The 17,513-nt window shown below is 33.6% G+C and carries 11 protein-coding genes; 4 read left to right on the top strand and 7 right to left on the bottom strand.

Translation table 11 applies throughout. The features are described 5' to 3' along the window. The first annotated feature begins 143 nt into the window (after positions 1–143). Positions 144–632, top strand: coding sequence for a DUF29 family protein (locus tag STA7437_RS06155; RefSeq protein WP_015192513.1), 489 nt, complete (start codon positions 144–146; stop codon positions 630–632). A gap of 26 nt (positions 633–658) precedes the next feature. Next, the gene (locus tag STA7437_RS06150) at positions 659–1,684 is read left to right on the top strand and encodes a hypothetical protein (protein WP_015192512.1); all 1,026 of its coding nucleotides are present in this window, start codon (positions 659–661) and stop codon (positions 1,682–1,684) included. Between the two features lie 89 nt (positions 1,685–1,773). Here the strand turns inward: STA7437_RS06150 and STA7437_RS06145 are convergent, their stop codons facing one another. After that, entirely contained in the window at positions 1,774–2,940 is a 1,167-nt protein-coding gene (locus STA7437_RS06145) for a RuBisCO large subunit C-terminal-like domain-containing protein (protein WP_015192511.1), read from the bottom strand. A 136-nt stretch (positions 2,941–3,076) separates the two neighbouring features. On the opposite strand from STA7437_RS06145, the gene bioF reads away from it, so the two are divergent. Beyond that, positions 3,077–4,240, top strand: a complete 1,164-nt coding sequence (gene bioF / locus STA7437_RS06140; protein ID WP_015192510.1) for an 8-amino-7-oxononanoate synthase — start codon at positions 3,077–3,079, stop codon at positions 4,238–4,240. Here the strand turns inward: bioF and STA7437_RS06135 are convergent. From STA7437_RS06135 to STA7437_RS06110, 6 genes are all read right to left on the bottom strand, one after another. Then, positions 4,228–6,414: a two-partner secretion domain-containing protein gene (locus tag STA7437_RS06135; RefSeq protein WP_015192509.1), complete on the bottom strand. Its 2,187-nt coding sequence runs from the start codon at positions 6,412–6,414 to the stop codon at positions 4,228–4,230. The two genes, bioF and STA7437_RS06135, sit on opposite strands and share 13 nt — an antisense overlap. A 102-nt stretch (positions 6,415–6,516) precedes the next feature. Then, positions 6,517–6,723: a hypothetical protein gene (locus STA7437_RS06130; RefSeq protein WP_015192508.1), complete on the bottom strand. Its 207-nt coding sequence runs from the start codon at positions 6,721–6,723 to the stop codon at positions 6,517–6,519. Between the two features lie 607 nt (positions 6,724–7,330). After that, positions 7,331–7,867, bottom strand: a complete 537-nt coding sequence (locus tag STA7437_RS06125; RefSeq protein ID WP_015192507.1) for a GrpB family protein — start codon at positions 7,865–7,867, stop codon at positions 7,331–7,333. Positions 7,868–7,916: 49 nt separating this feature from the next. Then, positions 7,917–10,478: a DNA topoisomerase (ATP-hydrolyzing) subunit A gene (gene gyrA / locus STA7437_RS06120; protein ID WP_015192506.1), complete on the bottom strand. Its 2,562-nt coding sequence runs from the start codon at positions 10,476–10,478 to the stop codon at positions 7,917–7,919. Positions 10,479–10,618: 140 nt separating this feature from the next. Continuing rightward, a complete protein-coding gene (locus tag STA7437_RS06115) occupies positions 10,619–12,223 on the bottom strand; it encodes a VanZ family protein (protein WP_015192505.1) in 1,605 nt (534 codons plus the stop codon). A 58-nt stretch (positions 12,224–12,281) separates the two neighbouring features. Beyond that, positions 12,282–14,630, bottom strand: coding sequence for a tetratricopeptide repeat protein (locus STA7437_RS06110; protein ID WP_015192504.1), 2,349 nt, complete (start codon positions 14,628–14,630; stop codon positions 12,282–12,284). A 201-nt stretch (positions 14,631–14,831) separates the two neighbouring features. On the opposite strand from STA7437_RS06110, the gene STA7437_RS06105 reads away from it, so the two are divergent. Beyond that, positions 14,832–17,471 carry an EAL domain-containing protein gene (locus STA7437_RS06105; protein WP_015192503.1) on the top strand — a complete coding sequence of 880 codons (2,640 nt, stop codon included), beginning with the start codon at positions 14,832–14,834 and terminating at the stop codon, positions 17,469–17,471. Positions 17,472–17,513 lie beyond the last annotated feature (42 nt).

Genomic DNA, 17,513 nt, shown 5'->3' with positions numbered 1-17,513 from the left:
AGATTGTTAAATCTTATAGTGATAGCAAAACTTGTTTTCCAAAATTCATAATTATAAAAAATAAAGAGCTTGATTAGCAGCAGGCAAACAATTCCTGAATTTAACGCACCTCAAATAGTTTTCAAAGACGAGGATTGAGAAAGATGACACAAGAATTAATTGATCTAAGGCAAAGTATCTTGGATGGACGTTACCAAGATGCTCTAGACATTATCGATGAATTAGAAGGAATGAGCAAACAAGCAATTTTGAGAAATATTGAATCTTGTTTAGTGCGTTTGCTAGTTCATTTAATTAAAATACAAATAGAAAAAAGAACAACTAAATCATGGCGTTCATCTATTGCTAACTCAATAGTTAAAATTAAAAAACTTAATTTGAAAGATAACAAAAAATCTTATTATCTTGAATCGGGAGAATGGCAAGAATATTTAGCAGAAGCGTTAAATCCCGCTTTGAATGAAGCTTGTCTTGAAGTAAAAGAAGGAATTTTTGACTACAAACAGTTGAAACAAGAAATTGATAAAAATCAACTTTTTAATTGGGCTAATTCTTTACTCAATTTAACTTATAAGAACTCAACCGAGCAACTTTCAGAGATGACGCTTGATTATTTAGAAAGTTTGGTATAAAAACTCAAATAATTAGTATAAAAAATATGACTGAAGAAATTAAATGCCCTGCCTGTCGTCAACCTTTATATCTACCTGATTTATCAATTTGTAATGAAGAGCGGGTAATGGTGATTTGTCGTAGTTGTCATTATCAATATGCGGTTAGTTACGCGATCGCAGAATCTTGTAGTTCTGAGGTAATTACTCTTACCAAAACTAAATTTTTGAATAAACCTAAACAACAAAGATTATATCAACTTAAAGTAAATTATCAATCTACACTTCAAAAGACGTTTCAATTTACTAATTTTGATTTGAAAGAAAAATTTACTGCTAATGCAGGTGATTCATTGGTTTTACTTCATACTATAGACAACAAAAATAATTTAGATTTAATTTGGTTAAAAAACCTCGAACATAATTTAGATTATCAAGTATTGTTTCCGCGAAAACAGCAATTATTTCAAGGAGCTAAAATTTCCTCATTGACAATTTTGGGATGCTCAACTTTAGCTTTAATAGATTTATTTTATCCTGTAGTTGCCAATCATTTTATTTGGCTAGGAACTATTCCTTTAGCTATAACTACTGGTTTTTATAGTTCAATTAGGTATCGCCGAAAATATCAGCAACTAGCTGCAAACAATTTAAATAGATTAGCTTCTGAACAAAATATTCTAGCCAAACTTAAAACTTTAACATCCAGATTGAAGCAATTAAATCAAAATAAAACTTCTGAAGAAAATTTATTAAATCGATTTAGACTTTTACAAGCAAAAATGAATCAAACCGATGCCCATTTATATTGCGATCGCTTGACTACTATTAACCGAGGAATATCTGCTTTAGAACAACAATTAAATATCAGTCAAAACTTAATTAATGGATATTCTCAATTGATTAATATTTGGGAAATAGAATACGAAACTTCTCAACTTGCTGAACAATTACCAGGACAAGAAAAAGTTGAAGCACAAGTTTTACCTCGTCTAGAAGAATTGCAAGCTTTAGAACAACAAAAAGAAGAATTGTCTTTACTAATTCAACCAGCAGCTTTTCTAAGTAGTTAATGGTTGATTGTTAATTAGTAATTAGTAATTAGTAATTAGTAATTAGTAATTAGTAATTAGTAATTACTAATTAGTAACTGGTAACTGCTTCAAATCGTTCCCCATTTCGCGATCGCTTGATACAATGCACCTGAAGGGATACTATTAAGGTCAAAAGATTGATTGTTTTTTATTCTAGCTAAAGCTTCAAAAAAAGCTTGAACTCCTGCTGCTGCACCATCGGGATGATCCATAATTCCTGTACCTGCATTGAGAATGACATCATTACCATAATCAGTTAATGCTTTGGGGACAACACCAGGATGAATTCCAGCCGAGGGAACAGGAAAACAGTTACGCGATCGCAAAATATCTCTAATTTTACTTTCTTCTTGAGGATCAAAAGGTAAACTACCATAGTGAGCAGGATACAAAACTGCATCGGCACCACTATGCGCCATCAGAGTTCCTAAAACTACGGAATAATTTAAACCTGTATCTGTACCTGCACAAAGTGCGCCAGCAAAAGCAGGATGAACAAAAATGGGGACATTAACGGCTGGATCGTCAGCTAAAGCTTCTAAAATAGAAAAACCATAAGTAAGAACGTTAAATAAAAGCGCATTTGCTCCTGATTGAACTAATAAGCGAGCTTTTTGCAATAATCGATCCGCTCTTCCAGTTAAATTGATAGCATACAAAACAATTTTACCTGTCTTCTCTTGAACTTCTGTTAAAACTCGACGACAGGCAGTTAATCTTTCTAAAGTCGGTGCAGTGGGTAAATCACCTAAAATTTCGTCATCCTTAATAATATCCAAACCTGCAAAAGCTACTTGTTTTAAAATCTCTGCATGATCTTCGGCAGATAATCCCAAAGCAGGCTTAAAAATTGCCATAATTAAAGGGCGATCGCTTACACTTAATTTAGCTCTAATTCCCTTAATTCCTAGTGTTGGTAATCTACCATAACTTTTAGGCAGTCTCAAATCGATGATTTTGGCAGCACCAGCTAAGGAGTATTTGCCAAAAATCATGGTTAACAAGCTAGGAATGTCATTTTCAACATTTATTTCTGGAAAACTAATGGTAGCGATACCATAACCAGCCTCATCTTGATTAACGTTAATTACTTGTCCGAGATGTTTTTGCAGTTGAGTTTCTCGATGAGCAAAATTATTATTCCAAGTTCCCGCAGTTTGTCCAACAGCAATGGTTTTCGCTTGACGGGTAGCATCAATTCCAGGTGGAAAACGGTAATCTACTTCTATCGCCATATCTTGTTAAAAATTAAATTTACAAAATAAGTATTTCTTAGCACCGTAAAACAACGGATGCCTATCGTCAATCTTATCTGTGTCTATCTGTGGATAAAATTAAAACCAATTACTCACACCAAAAGTCTATCGCCGAATGTCCTCCAACCCCTATGATTGGTTAGAAAAATCCTTAGCAACTATTCATCGCGCTAACTGGTATCGTTCCGTTAAAACAATCGATAGTCTTCCCGATGCAGTAGTAAATTTAGAAGGAAAAAAAGTAATTAACTTTGCCAGTAACGATTATTTAGGATTAGCAGGAGATGAGCGACTAATTGAAGCAGCCATTCAAGCCACCCAGCAATATGGTACAGGTAGTACAGGTTCTCGTTTACTCAGTGGACATCGAGAATTACATCAAGAACTAGAAAATGCGATCGCATCTTTGAAACAAACTGAATCTGCTTTAGTCTTTAGTTCTGGTTATTTGGCAAATTTAGGTACAATTACTACTTTAGTCGGACAAAAAGATCTAATTCTCACAGACAAATATAACCATTCCAGTTTAAAAAACGGTGCAAAATTAAGTGGGGCAAAAATAATTGAATATAATCACTGCGATATCCCAGATTTAATCTTAAAACTCCAACAAAACCGTTCTTTATATCGTCGCTGTCTTATTATTACTGACAGTGTTTTTAGTATGGATGGTGATTTGTGTCCCTTACCCCAATTAATCTCTCTGGCAGAACAATTTGATTGTATGTTACTCGTCGATGAAGCACACGCAACAGGAGTAATGGGTAAAACTGGTGCTGGTTGTGTCGAACATTTCAATTGTACAGGTAAACAACTTATTCAAATCGGAACTCTTAGTAAGGCATTAGGTAGCTTAGGTGGTTACGTTGCAGGCAGTGCCACTTTAATTGATTTCCTTCGTAATCGCGCTCCTAGTTGGATCTATACTACCGCCTTATCACCAGCAGACACCGCAGCAGCCTTAAGTGCGATCGCAATTATTCAAACCGAACCTTCTCGACGAAAACAATTATGGCGTAATATACATTATCTTCAACAGCAGCTATCTCAATTCAACTTATTACCTTCAGCATCACCTATTATTTGTTTGGGTTTAACCACTCCAGAACAAGCTCTCAAATTAGCCCAACAATTAACTGAAGCTGGTATCTTTGCGCCTGCTATTCGTCCTCCTACCGTTCCTACCAGTCGTCTGCGTTTCTCAGTAATGGCAACTCATCAAACCGAACATTTACAGCAATTAATAACTCAATTAACCAGCAACTATTATTTCAGTTGACAACTGAATGATAATAAATGCAAAGATGTATCACCATCAGAAGTAAGTTCTATATTCCCTTTTTGATTAACAATCCAATTATTTGCTTCAACAATGGATTGAAATGATGAGGTTTTATCAATTTTTGATTGCTGATCAGATGGTAATTGATCAGTTGTTGGCGATGCCTCACTGCCGAGATCCGCCAAAGAATCTTGCACTACTGTTCCTTCGATCGGATTTGGCGGTAATCCTCCTCGACCAATATAACGAAACTGATCCTCAGCAAAATCTCCTCCCAAACCACAACCAGTATAAATTAAATCTTCAGCCTTCAAGGGTGATTGTTCACTAGAAATGGTGTTAATCGCAGAATCGACATCAGGGGTAATGATCTCTATTACTCCATCTGTACCAAAATTTGAACTTGCTGTAATCAAACTAGTAGGACTATAGAAGAAACCCTGGGTATTAATTAGGATATTACCACCACTTCCTTCTTGAGCATTAGCATTGATTTGAGTTTGCGGAAATAAAGCTAGATTATTTGAAGTAATTTGAATATTGCCACCATCACCATTTCTAGCAGCAGTAGTAGTAATTTGTCCTTCTGGTTGCAAAATAATATTATTAGCTGTTAATTCAATCAAACCTCCAGTTCCAGAAGCGGTATCAGCAATAATTTCACCTTGAGTTGCTAAAGATAAATCATCAACATTAATATCTATATTTCCTGCATTTTCTTGACCAAAATTACTAACAGATATTTGTCCTCCGTTTTCAATCTTAAGATTTGGAGTTTTGATAATTAAATTGCCACTTTTCCCAAGAGGTTGTAACTCAAAAGCGACATCTTCCAAACCAGCAGAAGCAAAAAAACCACTTCTAAATAATCTTCCCTGACTATTTACTTCCGTACCAGATATTTCTATTGATTCTGTTGCATTAGCAGTAATAGTTCCAGCTTGTCCTTGTCCAAAACTAGCTGCTTGAATTTGTCCACCATCTTTTAATAATAACCTTGCTGTATTCAGAGTAATTTGTCCTCCTGTTCCTCTTTCTGCTGTAGAAGTTGAGATAAAAGAAGTAACAAAATCATTTTTGCCCACTATTTCAATTAAATTTTTGGCTTCAATATTGATATTTCCTCCTTCACCTAAACTAAGAGTCTCAGCAGAAATACCAGAACCATTACTTAATTGTACTTGATTGGCTTTAATAAAAATATCTCCTCCTTTACCAGGAATTTGTAAGCCAAATTGTCCTCCTACAGAAGTAGAAATAAAACTATTAGATAGCTCAACTATATTATTAGCAATTAAATTAGTGCTACCACCATTAATTGCTTGAGTAGTCAGATTAAAAACCGCAGCATTATCTAAAGTAATATCTTTACCTCGAAATTGAATTACTCCACCATCGGCAGATTGAACAAGAGTTTGTTTAGTTAATTTTATTTGCTCAAATTTTTGTACTAAACTGTAATCTATTATCCATCCCTGACTACCAGGCTTAATTGTTACTAATTGGTTTTTTGCTACACTACCAAGTTCTATTCTTCCTTGAGGATTATTAATTAAAGTATTTTCTAAAAAAACATCTCCTCCTAATAAAGCGATCGTATTACCAGGTGTAACATTTAAATAAGTTGATTGATTAATATTAGAACTTTGACTAATAATTGCCCCTGCTGTAGCACCATATTGTAAACCGATGGGAATATGAACTGTTAGCAAGGGTTTAACTTGTTGAGAAGTAGCCGAAAATTCAATCCCATCCTGAAACACAACTGCATCTGCTGTAGTAGCAATAAAAGAACCACCTAAATTTAACTGTGCATTAGGCCCTAATATAATTCCTGTGGGATTAATCAAGAATAAACTAGCATTACCATTAGCTTTGATTACACCATCAAGATTAGATATTATTCCTCCCGTCACACGAGTAAAAATATTTTTGATGGCTAAATTATTCTCAAAGTAAGCGGTAAAATTAGTAGGTATTGAAAATTTAGTAAAGCTATGAAATAAATTAGTTCCTGCTTGCTTTCCTCCAGTAATAATTAACTGTTGAGTCTGAGTAGAATTAACTTGACTATCTAAAGTGTCATCACTAATAATTTGCGCTTGAACAGAAAGAGAGAAAGCGTAAGAAATAAAACTACAACTAATTAAAGTAAAAAAAATTTTATCCACGTTAAAAAGGTTAGCATCATCTCAGTGTTATTGCTGAAGACCATGCTAACCTATGATTGTACTTTTGTTAATGAATTGAACTCTAATTTACTTAATTGGTAATTAAAAACAAACTTTGATTCCCATTGCAATCCAAAAACAATACTTATACGTATTATTACTAGTAGTAGCTAATTGAATTTCATTTTGGCTAGATTCAACTTGATTTGCAATATCTTGGTCTAAGTTAGATTCTAAAGCCTGAGAAGGAAAAACATTTAATCCTAAAATAGCAACAGAAGTAACTAGGCTGTACAATAATTTCTTCATAATTTTATTCTCATTAATTAAATTAATTTTGCTAAAAAAATGTAAACCAATAACTATTGATTATTAAAATTAGTTGTTGTTTCTATAAATAAAGTATAAAGTAATCAAAAAGTTACATCTAGTGATATTTGTCACTTTGATTGTTGATTGTGATCTTAATAAAAGACAAGTTTTAAGCAACTAATATCCAAAGCTTAATTAGTTTTAATTTAGGTTATGAAATTGAAAAAAGATTTTTAAAACTTGACCGTAAAAATACTGAGAAAATTGCCTGAACAAAATCTAAAAATAGCCCTTAATTGTTGCTAAATTCTAGAAATAATTTAAACAACATCTGTTTTAACATATAAATGTTTATACGCAAGAAAATTTAACTAAGTAATTGTTAAATAATACTAATTAATATTTTTTTAATCATGAAGCGACTTAAACTATCGGCTCTACGCAGTGCAGTATTCCCGTACACTATATCGGTTGCGTCAAAGACTATGGTTACGAAGTCTAGTGGTGTAGATGATTAGTAGTTCATCTTTAACTCATTATTATTTGTAAAAAAAAAGAACGTAGTATGATACGTCCCCAAAAGTTTGGTTAAGTTAAAGAATTTTTAAGCTTTTTTCACCACTCTCTGCCATTCTAAGGCTTTTTTCTCCATCTCTTTGATGAATTTATCTTTTCCATCCATATAACTTTCTATATCGCTCCAATGCAACTTTTTAACCAACTCTCGTTTGAGTTGACTGTATTGTTGAGCATAATCTTGATGAGCAATCATGTAATCTCGAAAGGCTAGATGACGTTCTACTTCTGAAGAAGCACTTTCAAAGACGTGGACGTGATGAGTCCTGATCCCAACTTCGTTATCCTTTCTAAAGTAGCGACGACGGGGGATGCCAAACTCACCCATCACTTCGTAGCCTAATTCTTGCATTGCACAATTACATAGATCTACTTGAGTTAGATTTTCAACTTCAACTAGTAAATCGATGATAGGTTTGGCGTAGATATTAGGAAGGGCTGTACTACCAATGTGATGAATTGTTACTACATTTTCTCCTAAAGCCAAATTGATCTGATTTGCTTCCTTGGCAAATTCATCGCGCCACTTAGGATTATGAGGTAGAACTTCAACTTTGATTGCCATAGCTTTGATTTTGCAAAAAAGATCAATTATTCAGAAGCTGCTAATCAAGTTAAACTAGTTCTTCTTCTTCAGCAGCAGGAGGTACTAAAGCTACAGCAGCGATCGCATCATCGCCATCTAGTTTTTGTACTCTTACTCCCGTAGCATTTCTGGATTGAAGAGAGATAGCATCGACTGCCTGACGAATAATAATTCCTCGGTTGGTGATGATCATCAATTCATCTTCAGGATTAACTACGTGAATTGCAGCTAGTTTATCATTGGCATTTTTAAATTTGATTGCTCTTACTCCCATGCCAGCACGATTTTGTAAACGGAATTTGGTTACAGGGACTCGTTTTCCATAACCATTATTAGTGATTGCGAGTAACCAAGGACCGGTAGGATTAGCTTCTTCGATGATGATTTCTTCTGCTTCTGTGTCTGTTTCTTCTTCTTCTTCCTCACCATTACTTGCAATAGTTGCAACTATTTGAGAAGGCAAAATATCCATCGAGATCAATTCATCTTCACTTTTTAATTTCATCGATTTAACTCCTTTAGTTGCCCTTCCTAAAGGTCGTAATTGCTGATTGTCAGCTTTGAAGTGAATTGCCATTCCCTTGCGCGTACCAATAATGACACTATCTTCTGTTCTCGCTAAACGTACCCATCTCAGTTCGTCTCCTTCTTCGAGAGAGATGGCAATTAAACCGTTAGCGCGAATATTACTAAACGCAGATAGAGCAGTTTTTTTGATGTTGCCTTTTTGAGTGAGCATGATTAGGTATTCGTTATCAGTAAACTCGCTGACGGAAACAATAGAAGTGATTTTCTCTTCCTGAGAGATGGGTAACATCTGGACGATGGGAACGCCTCTAGCTGTACGAGATGCAGCAGGAATTTGATAAGCACTGATCGAATAGACGACACCGCGATCGCTAAAAAATAACACGGTATCATGGTCGCAACAAGTTAGAAAATGTTCGATTACATCATCTTCTTTGATTTTGGCTGCTGCTTTACCTCTAGTTGCCCGATTTTGTGCCTCAAAGGTACTGACTGGCATACGTTTGATGTATCCTTGTTCAGTTAAAATGATGATTGCTTGTTCATTAGCAATTAAATCGGTATCAAGAAGTTCACCTTCTCCTTGAATAATTTCGGTTCGACGTGGAGTAGCATGAATTTCTTTGATTTGAGTAACTTCTTCTTCAATAATTGCTTCAATCCGCTCTTTTTTTGCCAAGATATCGCGAAAATCGATGATTTGTTTGAGTAAATCTTCGTGTTCAGCTTGGATTTTTTCTGCTTCTAAAGCGGTGAGTCTTCGTAGCTGCATTTGCAGAATGGCATCTGCTTGAGTTTCGGATAAATTTAATCTCTCTATTAATTCACCTTTAGCAGTAGCAGTATCGGCTGCATGACGGATTAATTGAATAACCTGATCGATACTTTCTAAGGCAACTAGTAATCCTTGTAAAAGATGATCTCTTTCTTCGGCTTTGCGGAGTTGATATTGAGTTCTTCTGGTAATTGTCTCGACGCGAAAATCGAGGAAAACTTCCAAGAATCGTTTAATAGTTATTAATTGAGGTTCTCCACCCACTATAGCAAGCATATTTGCCCCGAAATTAGCTTGAATGGGGGTTTGTTTGTAGAGATTATTAAGAACTACTCGGGGATAAGCATCTCTTTTTAACTCAATCACGATTCGCATTCCAGTGCGATCGCTTTCATCTCTAATATCGGAAATTCCTTCTAAACGTTTATCGTTAACTAATTCAGCAATTTTCTCAATCAGTGCAGCTTTATTAGTTTGATAGGGTAATTGGGTAACAATAATCGCTTCTCGTTCTGGTCTTCCCCTAGGATGAATGGTTTCAATCTCTGCTACTCCACGCATAGTAATTGAACCTCTGCCAGTCAAATAAGCATCTTTGATGCCTCCTCTGCCTAAAATCTGTCCACCTGTCGGAAAATCAGGACCAGGAATATATTTCATTAACTCCAGATCGCTAATTTCTGGATTGTGAATTAAGGCAATTACACCATCGACTAACTCGCCTAGATTGTGAGGAGGGATATTAGTTGCCATCCCTACTGCGATCCCTGATGAACCATTGAGAAGTAACTGAGGTAATCTGGCTGGTAAAACAACTGGTTCTTGTTGCGAACCGTCAAAATTATCAGCAAAATCTACTGTATCGGCTTCAATATCTCGCAATAAAGCGTTAGTTGCCAAAGATTGTAAGCGACACTCGGTGTAACGCATTGCTGCGGGAGGATCATTATCAATTGAACCAAAGTTACCGTGACCATTGATTAGAGGGTTGCGCATCGAAAAGTCTTGCGCCATTCTTACCAGAGCATCATATACTGCGGTGTCACCGTGGGGATGATATTTACCTAAAACTTCCCCGACAACACGGGCGCATTTACGAAATGGACGATCTGGAGTTAAGCCCAACTCATACATGGCAAAGAGAATGCGACGATGCACGGGTTTAAGACCATCTCTAGCATCTGGTAACGCCCGTCCTACAATGACGCTCATGGCGTATTCTAAATAAGACCGAGACATTTCATTACTCAGATCGGTAGGAATAATCCGTTCCTGGGAAGAGGTCATAGGGTTAAAAACTCCGAAAATATCTAATAATTCACTCTAAAAGCTAAAAAATGAGAATAATTGCGCTTTTTTAGCGAATAAATCGTGATATAGTAGCAAATTACTTTAAAATTTTAGCACAATTTGACTATCTTTGGCAGTTACCAGTTACTCCGTATTCCTTGTTTACTGTAACGATTGTCCGAATCTAACCAGACAATTAATCTGTTTCTAACTAACAACATTGTGATTGTTGCGATCGCAATACTGATGCTCAAATTGTCTATTCTTAAACCATATTCTGCTCGAATTAATAATTCTAAAAGAAGTGCAGGTACAACAATTCCTGCCATAAATAATAGTATTGTCCAACTTAATCTAGTTGGAAACAGGGTAATGATTAAAGCAGTTAGAATTCCTAAAGGTACAAAAAATAACAAATAATACAATAATTTATTTAGCAATAAACCAAATTTAGTTAAATGAAGATTATCGCCTTCCAAGGGAAATAAATAACGAAATAAGGTTATTTCTGGAGTTAATCCTAAAATATGCAAGTTTTCTGGACTATTAACATATAGTCTTAAAAATGAATGTTTATAAGTAAGAATTAAATGAATTGGTTGATTATCTTTAAAAATACCTCGTACACTTAATCCTGTATACATTCCGTTTTCTCCCGTAATTGGAGTACGTAAACGAAAGATTAAGTAACTATAATGTTGTCCCAAAGTGAAGTTGCGATGAAAAGGATCGCTAGAGAAAGTAATAATTCTTCCTGGTCCTACTTGTTGGGGATTAGCTGTTGTTACAATTGTACTAATTGTAAATTGGGAAGTTTGACGTAATTTTTGAGCAAGTTTGGTTGCTGGGGTTGGAGTGGATAACCAAGAGTCGGAAGTTACATTAACTCCTGTAGTGATTTGATTTTGAGGTTGATTACCTTGCCAAATTAAATCAGGTAATTGGTTTGTTTGATCTTGATAATTATCTTTTCCTGTCAACGCATAGTTAGCAATCAATAATTCTGAAGGAAGAAAACCTTGCTTAGCAAACACTTCAGTAATTTCTGATTCATCCATAGCTCTAGGAGCGATCGCTAATTGAGAAATTGTACCTTGCCAAGGGCGATCGCCTGTAGCTTCATTTCCTAGTATTAAAGGAAAGTCAGTTGCCCAATTACTGAAATAAGTTGCTTTTTGTAAGGTTAAAGCGACGAAACCAGTAAAAAGTACCCAAATAATCAACGCTGCTGCTAATTTTTGCCTAGATAGCAGAGGTTTAAGAGTTTCAAGCAATCTAGATAGTAAACTGTTAAATTTAGCTAAATTCCAAAGACAATAACCTATAGCTCCTAATAATCCACCTGTACTATTAGTAATTAGATCGCTATAATCACTACTTCTGGATGGCAAAAATATTTGTAAAATTTCTACACTTAAGGATAAACCGATACTAGTCAGAGTAGTTAAACAGATAGCCCAGAATAACTTAATTTTATGCTTAATCAGCAAACTAAGCAAACTAACACCAAAAGGGATAAACAGCAATACATTCCCTACTAGGTCGTTAAGATCGCTTTGCGCTCCAAAACTACTATGAATGGTTTGCCAAGAAAAATTGGTGGGAGTGAAATTAAAAGGAAAAAGTGTAGCTAATAGGATCAAACAGGTGCTACCGACAACTGCAATGACATTAGCCCATTGAATGAGAAATTTTACTAAAGGATTGGAAAAATTGGAGAGATATTTTTGCTTAGTTTTCATATTGCAACACAATCTCATTACAGTATTTAAATTCAAATTAAGATGGATTTGATCTTGTTTATTCTAATTGATTTCTAATTTTTACTAATTGTTTCGGTGCGTTGATTTGTTGAAACAATTGACTAGCTCGTTCAAAATTATTTTTACTAACTTCACTTTTTCCGCTAATTTGTAAAGTTAAACCCCATTGAAAATAAGCTTCTGCTAGGTCACATTTAGCACCAAGATTATCTAGTAGATTAATAGCTTGTTGATGATATTGTTCGGCAGTTTCAAACTGATTTATTTGTCGATAGCTCACTGCTAAACCACTTAAAGCTTTGGCTTTAATTTGAGTGTAATTACTTGATTGAGAAAAAGCGATCGCTCTCGTAAATAGTTGTTGGGCTTTAGTAGTTTCTCCCAAATTTAAATGAGTCTGACCTAAAATTTGAATAAAAAATGCAAAGCGACCAGTATTATAGTCTGGATCATTATTAATAATAATTAGTTGATAAAATTTTTGACTAGTTTGATAATCAACTTGCATTTGTTGCCGAGCAGAATTAACTAAGTCTAAACAAATTGAAGCTTTTTCTGCCCAAGAATGATGTCTAGTTTGATAAGCTAAGTTAATAACTTGTTGAAAAAAATTAGCTGCTTGATCTAATTCTAAAAGATCGATTTGATACAATCCTAGACTAAGTAATGAATCTACTTGTAACATTTTTAGATAATAGATTCGATATTGATTTATTTCTAATTCAGTAAGATTTTTTAAACATTGAGTAGCAGCAGAAATAGTTACTTTTTGACAAGCGATCGCTTGGTAAATTTGACCAGAAATCCAATATAAATCACCTAAAATATTATTTAATTCACTACGTTTTTCAATAGTTGAAATTTTTTCTATAATTTGTGTAATAGCAGTAAGTAGCGGTTGAATTAATCCTAAGCGATAGAGAGTACTTCCTAAAGTTAAGTATTGTCCCCATTGATTATTGTAACTATTAATAATTACTTGTCCTGCTGCGTCAAAGTCTTCAATAGCTACATAGTGATAATATGCTTCTAAAGCAGTTAAACCATCTTGAATACTATTAATTTTGGTCACACTTGCTGTATAAAATTGGGCAATTGTAAGATGAGTTTGTTGCCATTCTTTTTGCCGTTGTAAACGAAGAATAGCTTCTGCTTTAATCACAGGATGTAACCAATATTTAGCTTGAGAAAATTCTACTAAAGAACGATTCCGTAGAGATTCAATGATTTTTCGTTTGTGTTTTTCCTCTACATCCCACAATAAAATTAACAATCCTGAGCGAGAAATTTGTGGAATATCTTGATAACGATAACATCCTAAACGACAAAGTAATAAATAAGCTTGCTCATCGAGCTTTTGTAATCGATCAAATTGATGAGCAACTAAGTTTTTTAAATTGATTTCTACTAAAGGATCATTAGCATTTTCTTGCCAATAATTATCTATATTTCCCGCATAATCTTCTTGAATGACTCCAGCTACAATTCCCATTGCTTTGGCGTTACCACCATAGGTTTGATGTAATTTTGCTAAGATGATCGAATCAGTTAGAATTTGACGGTAGAAAAAAAATTCTTGCCAAGCAGATAAACTTAATCCTGGTAAACGATAATGTTCTAAGTTTAGATCGGCTTCACAAATGCGATCGCGACTGGTAACTAAAGTAATTGATTTAATTTTTAGATCGCTTAATACTCGCAATAATTCCACATAGTTACGATGAGCAGCAATGAATTTACCTTCTCGATCTAAAGCAGGTTCTAAATTATCAATTAAAATCCCAATTTTTTGTTGTTCTAAACATCGCTTCAACCTAGCCAAAGTAACACCAAATTCGTTACCTGCCTCTTCATGCAAATCTCGTTGTAACCATTCTTCAACAATACTTTCTACTGAAGTGATATTTTGAGTTTCTTTCGCCATTAAAACTTCTAATACCAAAGAAAAACCTTGACTCAATAAAAAATGTTGAGCCAAAGTTGTCTTTCCCACACCTCCTTCTCCTTGAATCATAATTACTTTACTACCACGATCAACTAAAGTTTGTAAGTAGGCAAGTTCATGATCTCTACCAATAAAATAAGCCGAACCAGAAGATAATAACGAAGATTTTGTGATCGCAACTGAAGATAATTTTCTTTGTATAACTGTCCTAAAATTAGTTTTAGTTACTTTTTCTTGTAATACTTCTGATAAAATTTTCCATAGCCATGAAGCAACATCTTTAACATGACCTTCGGTACAACCATATTCATCTGCTATTGCTAAATATTTTTTTCCTTGCCAAACTTTTTTGAGAATAATAGTTTGTAGATTGCTTAAGTGTTTTCCCGTCTTGGCATAAATCATTTGATCTACTGATGCCAATGCTGTGTCTAAATTCATTGCTTAATCTACAAATCTTTAATTACATCTAGTTTAAGTTACTTTTATTAAAAAAAAAACATCTAATTTGATTTTAAGCAATAATTAGAATCAAAACTTCCTCAAAAGCATTGTTACTTTTATTTGTTTTTGGGGAATTGTATCAATAAATATCTAATCTCAATCAATAGATTTTTTAACATTAGTAAATCTATCTCAGTAATGTCACCTAAAAATTTTATTTCTCAATGGACTTTAGCCAGGAAAATTGCTTTATTAGCAACCTTTCTATCTTTATTTCTTAGTGGAGTTACCTTCAATCTATTTTCAGAATTACAGAAAATATATCGAGAACTAGAAGAAGTAGTTACTTCAGATTATCCTCTAGATCAAAAAACTCGCAATCTCGAAATATATCAACAAAAACAACAAAATATAATTGAACAAATTTTTCGCTTAAGTAGGCTTAAAAATCAAGAAGTTCAACCAGAAATAGAGCAAAAAATCAAAATTTTACAACAAACCAATCAACTTTTACAAACAGAATTAAAGCAAGCTCAAGAGCAAGCAGTTAAAGCTGCACAAGAAGAACAAATTAAAGAAGGTAGTTTTCGTCTTAATAAAAATCAAGAAGACTATCAGTTATTAGAGAAACTATTTAAACAACTAGAACAAGAAAATCAAACATTTATTAATTCTGTTAATCAAGCGATCGCGATTCTGAATCAAGGAAAAATTGAAGAAGCTTCTGTCATAATTGCTGAATCAATTAAAGTTAAAAAATCAATAGAAGATTTAACCAAAGAAATATATACTCGTCTTGACCAACATATTGATGGTTCTTTAAAAGCTACTCATCGCGAAATTTATTTTGCCTTAATTTTAAGTATTATTTTAAATTTAATTATTTTAGCGATTGGGATTGCCAGTGCTAAAGCGATCGCATCTCAATTACAAACTTCAATTACTAAAGTTGTTGAACAAGCCAATCAAATTGCTGACAATATCAATCATGAAATGTTTCAAAATGATTTACTAAAAATAGACGAAGAAAATGAAATGGAGGCAATGTATCAAGCCTTAAATCAAATTTTAGATAGTTTAGTTAGTAGTAATCTTGAACGGAAAAAAATTGAACAAATTTGGTATAAAGAAAAAGAATTAGCCCAAGTTACATTACAATCTATTGGCGATGCTGTTATTACTACTGATGCTACAGGTAAAATTGTTTATCTTAACCCCATTGCCGAAACCTTAACAGGATGGAGTAAACAAGAAGCTCAAAATTATCAACTAGAACAAGTTTTTCAGATTAAAGACGAAATCACGAAAAAATTCTTAACTGATTTAATTCCTAAAAAGCTTGTGGCTAAAAATAATCAAAAAAATATTTTTGAGAAAATACCTAACTTTGCTTGTTTAGTTAGCAAATCACAACAAGAATTTATTATTAAAATTTCCGCAGCACCAATTAAATCTCAAAATCAACAAATTATCGGGACAGTAATTGTCTTCCACGATATTACTAAAGAAAGAGAAATTGCTCAAAAACTTTCTTGGCAAGCTACTCATGATGAATTAACAGGATTAATTAATCGTCGTGAATTTGAACACCGACTTAAACAAATTTGTCAAAACAAGTATTATTCCGCTCATGACTATACTTTGTTATATCTAGATTTAGATCGGTTCAAAATTATTAATGATAGTTGCGGTCATTTTGCAGGAGATGAACTACTTAAACAAATTGCCATTTTACTACAAGCTCAAGTTCCAATTAAAGATACTGTGGCAAGATTAGGAGGAGACGAATTTGCTGTTATCCTTAGCCCTTATCCTATCGAAAAAGTTTTAGAAATTGCCAATAATTTGTTAACTAGTATTCAAAAATTTAGGTTTGTTTGGCAAGATAAAGTTTTTCATTTAGGTATTAGTATTGGTGTGGTTTCTTGTAGCCCGCAGTATGATAACTCTATTGGGGTTTTAAAAGCTGCTGATGCTGCTTGTTATGCAGCTAAAACTAAAGGAAGAAATCAAATTTATTTAGTACATAATAAAGAAATAGAACTAGCGCAACAATCTCAAGAAATGCGTTGGTTAAGTTTAATTCAGCAAGCTTTAGAACACAACAAATTTCGTTTATATTATCAAACAATTGTACCGCTACAAGACTTTAACGATGCAGGGGAACACTACGAAGTCTTATTAAGATTGCAAGATGATAACGGCACAATTTTATCTCCAATGAGTTTTATTCCTATTGCCGAACGTTATGACTTAATGAAAAAAATTGATCGCTGGACAATTTCCAATTTATTTGCCACACAAGGAGCTTATTACCGACAACAACAAAAAGGTAAGATTAGAAACTTATATACTATTAATCTTTCTGGTCAAAGTTTAGATGACGATAGTTTAAGTGATTTTATTGAAGAACAATTTTATCTACATCGTATTCCTCCCAAAATAATTTGTTTTGAAATTACCGAAACTGCTGCGATCGCAAATTTAGATAAAGCTAGGCATTTAATTACTCGACTTAAACAAGTAGGTTGTACTTTTGCTCTTGATGATTTTGGTAGTGGAATGTCTTCTTTTGCTTATTTAAAAAATTTACCAGTCGATTATTTAAAAATTGATGGAATTTTTATTAAAGATTTATTAGACAATCCAATTAATTGTACGATTGTCGAAGCAATTAATCAGGTTTCCCATACTATGAAGATTAAAACAATTGCCGAGTTTGTAGATAATTACGCAACTATGGCAAAATTAAAACTACTCGGAGTTGATTATGCTCAAGGTTATGGTATTGCCGAACCTCAACCTTTATTAACCTATTTTGATGTAGTTAAAAAATAATTATTAACTCATATTCAGATAACTGTAGAGATGTAACATATT

Origin of the sequence: Stanieria cyanosphaera PCC 7437 (assembly GCF_000317575.1) — a bacterium.
GTDB lineage: Bacteria > Cyanobacteriota > Cyanobacteriia > Cyanobacteriales > Xenococcaceae > Stanieria > Stanieria cyanosphaera.
Note: the sequence above shows the minus strand (reverse complement) of the source record. Positions and strands in the feature narration are given on the sequence as shown.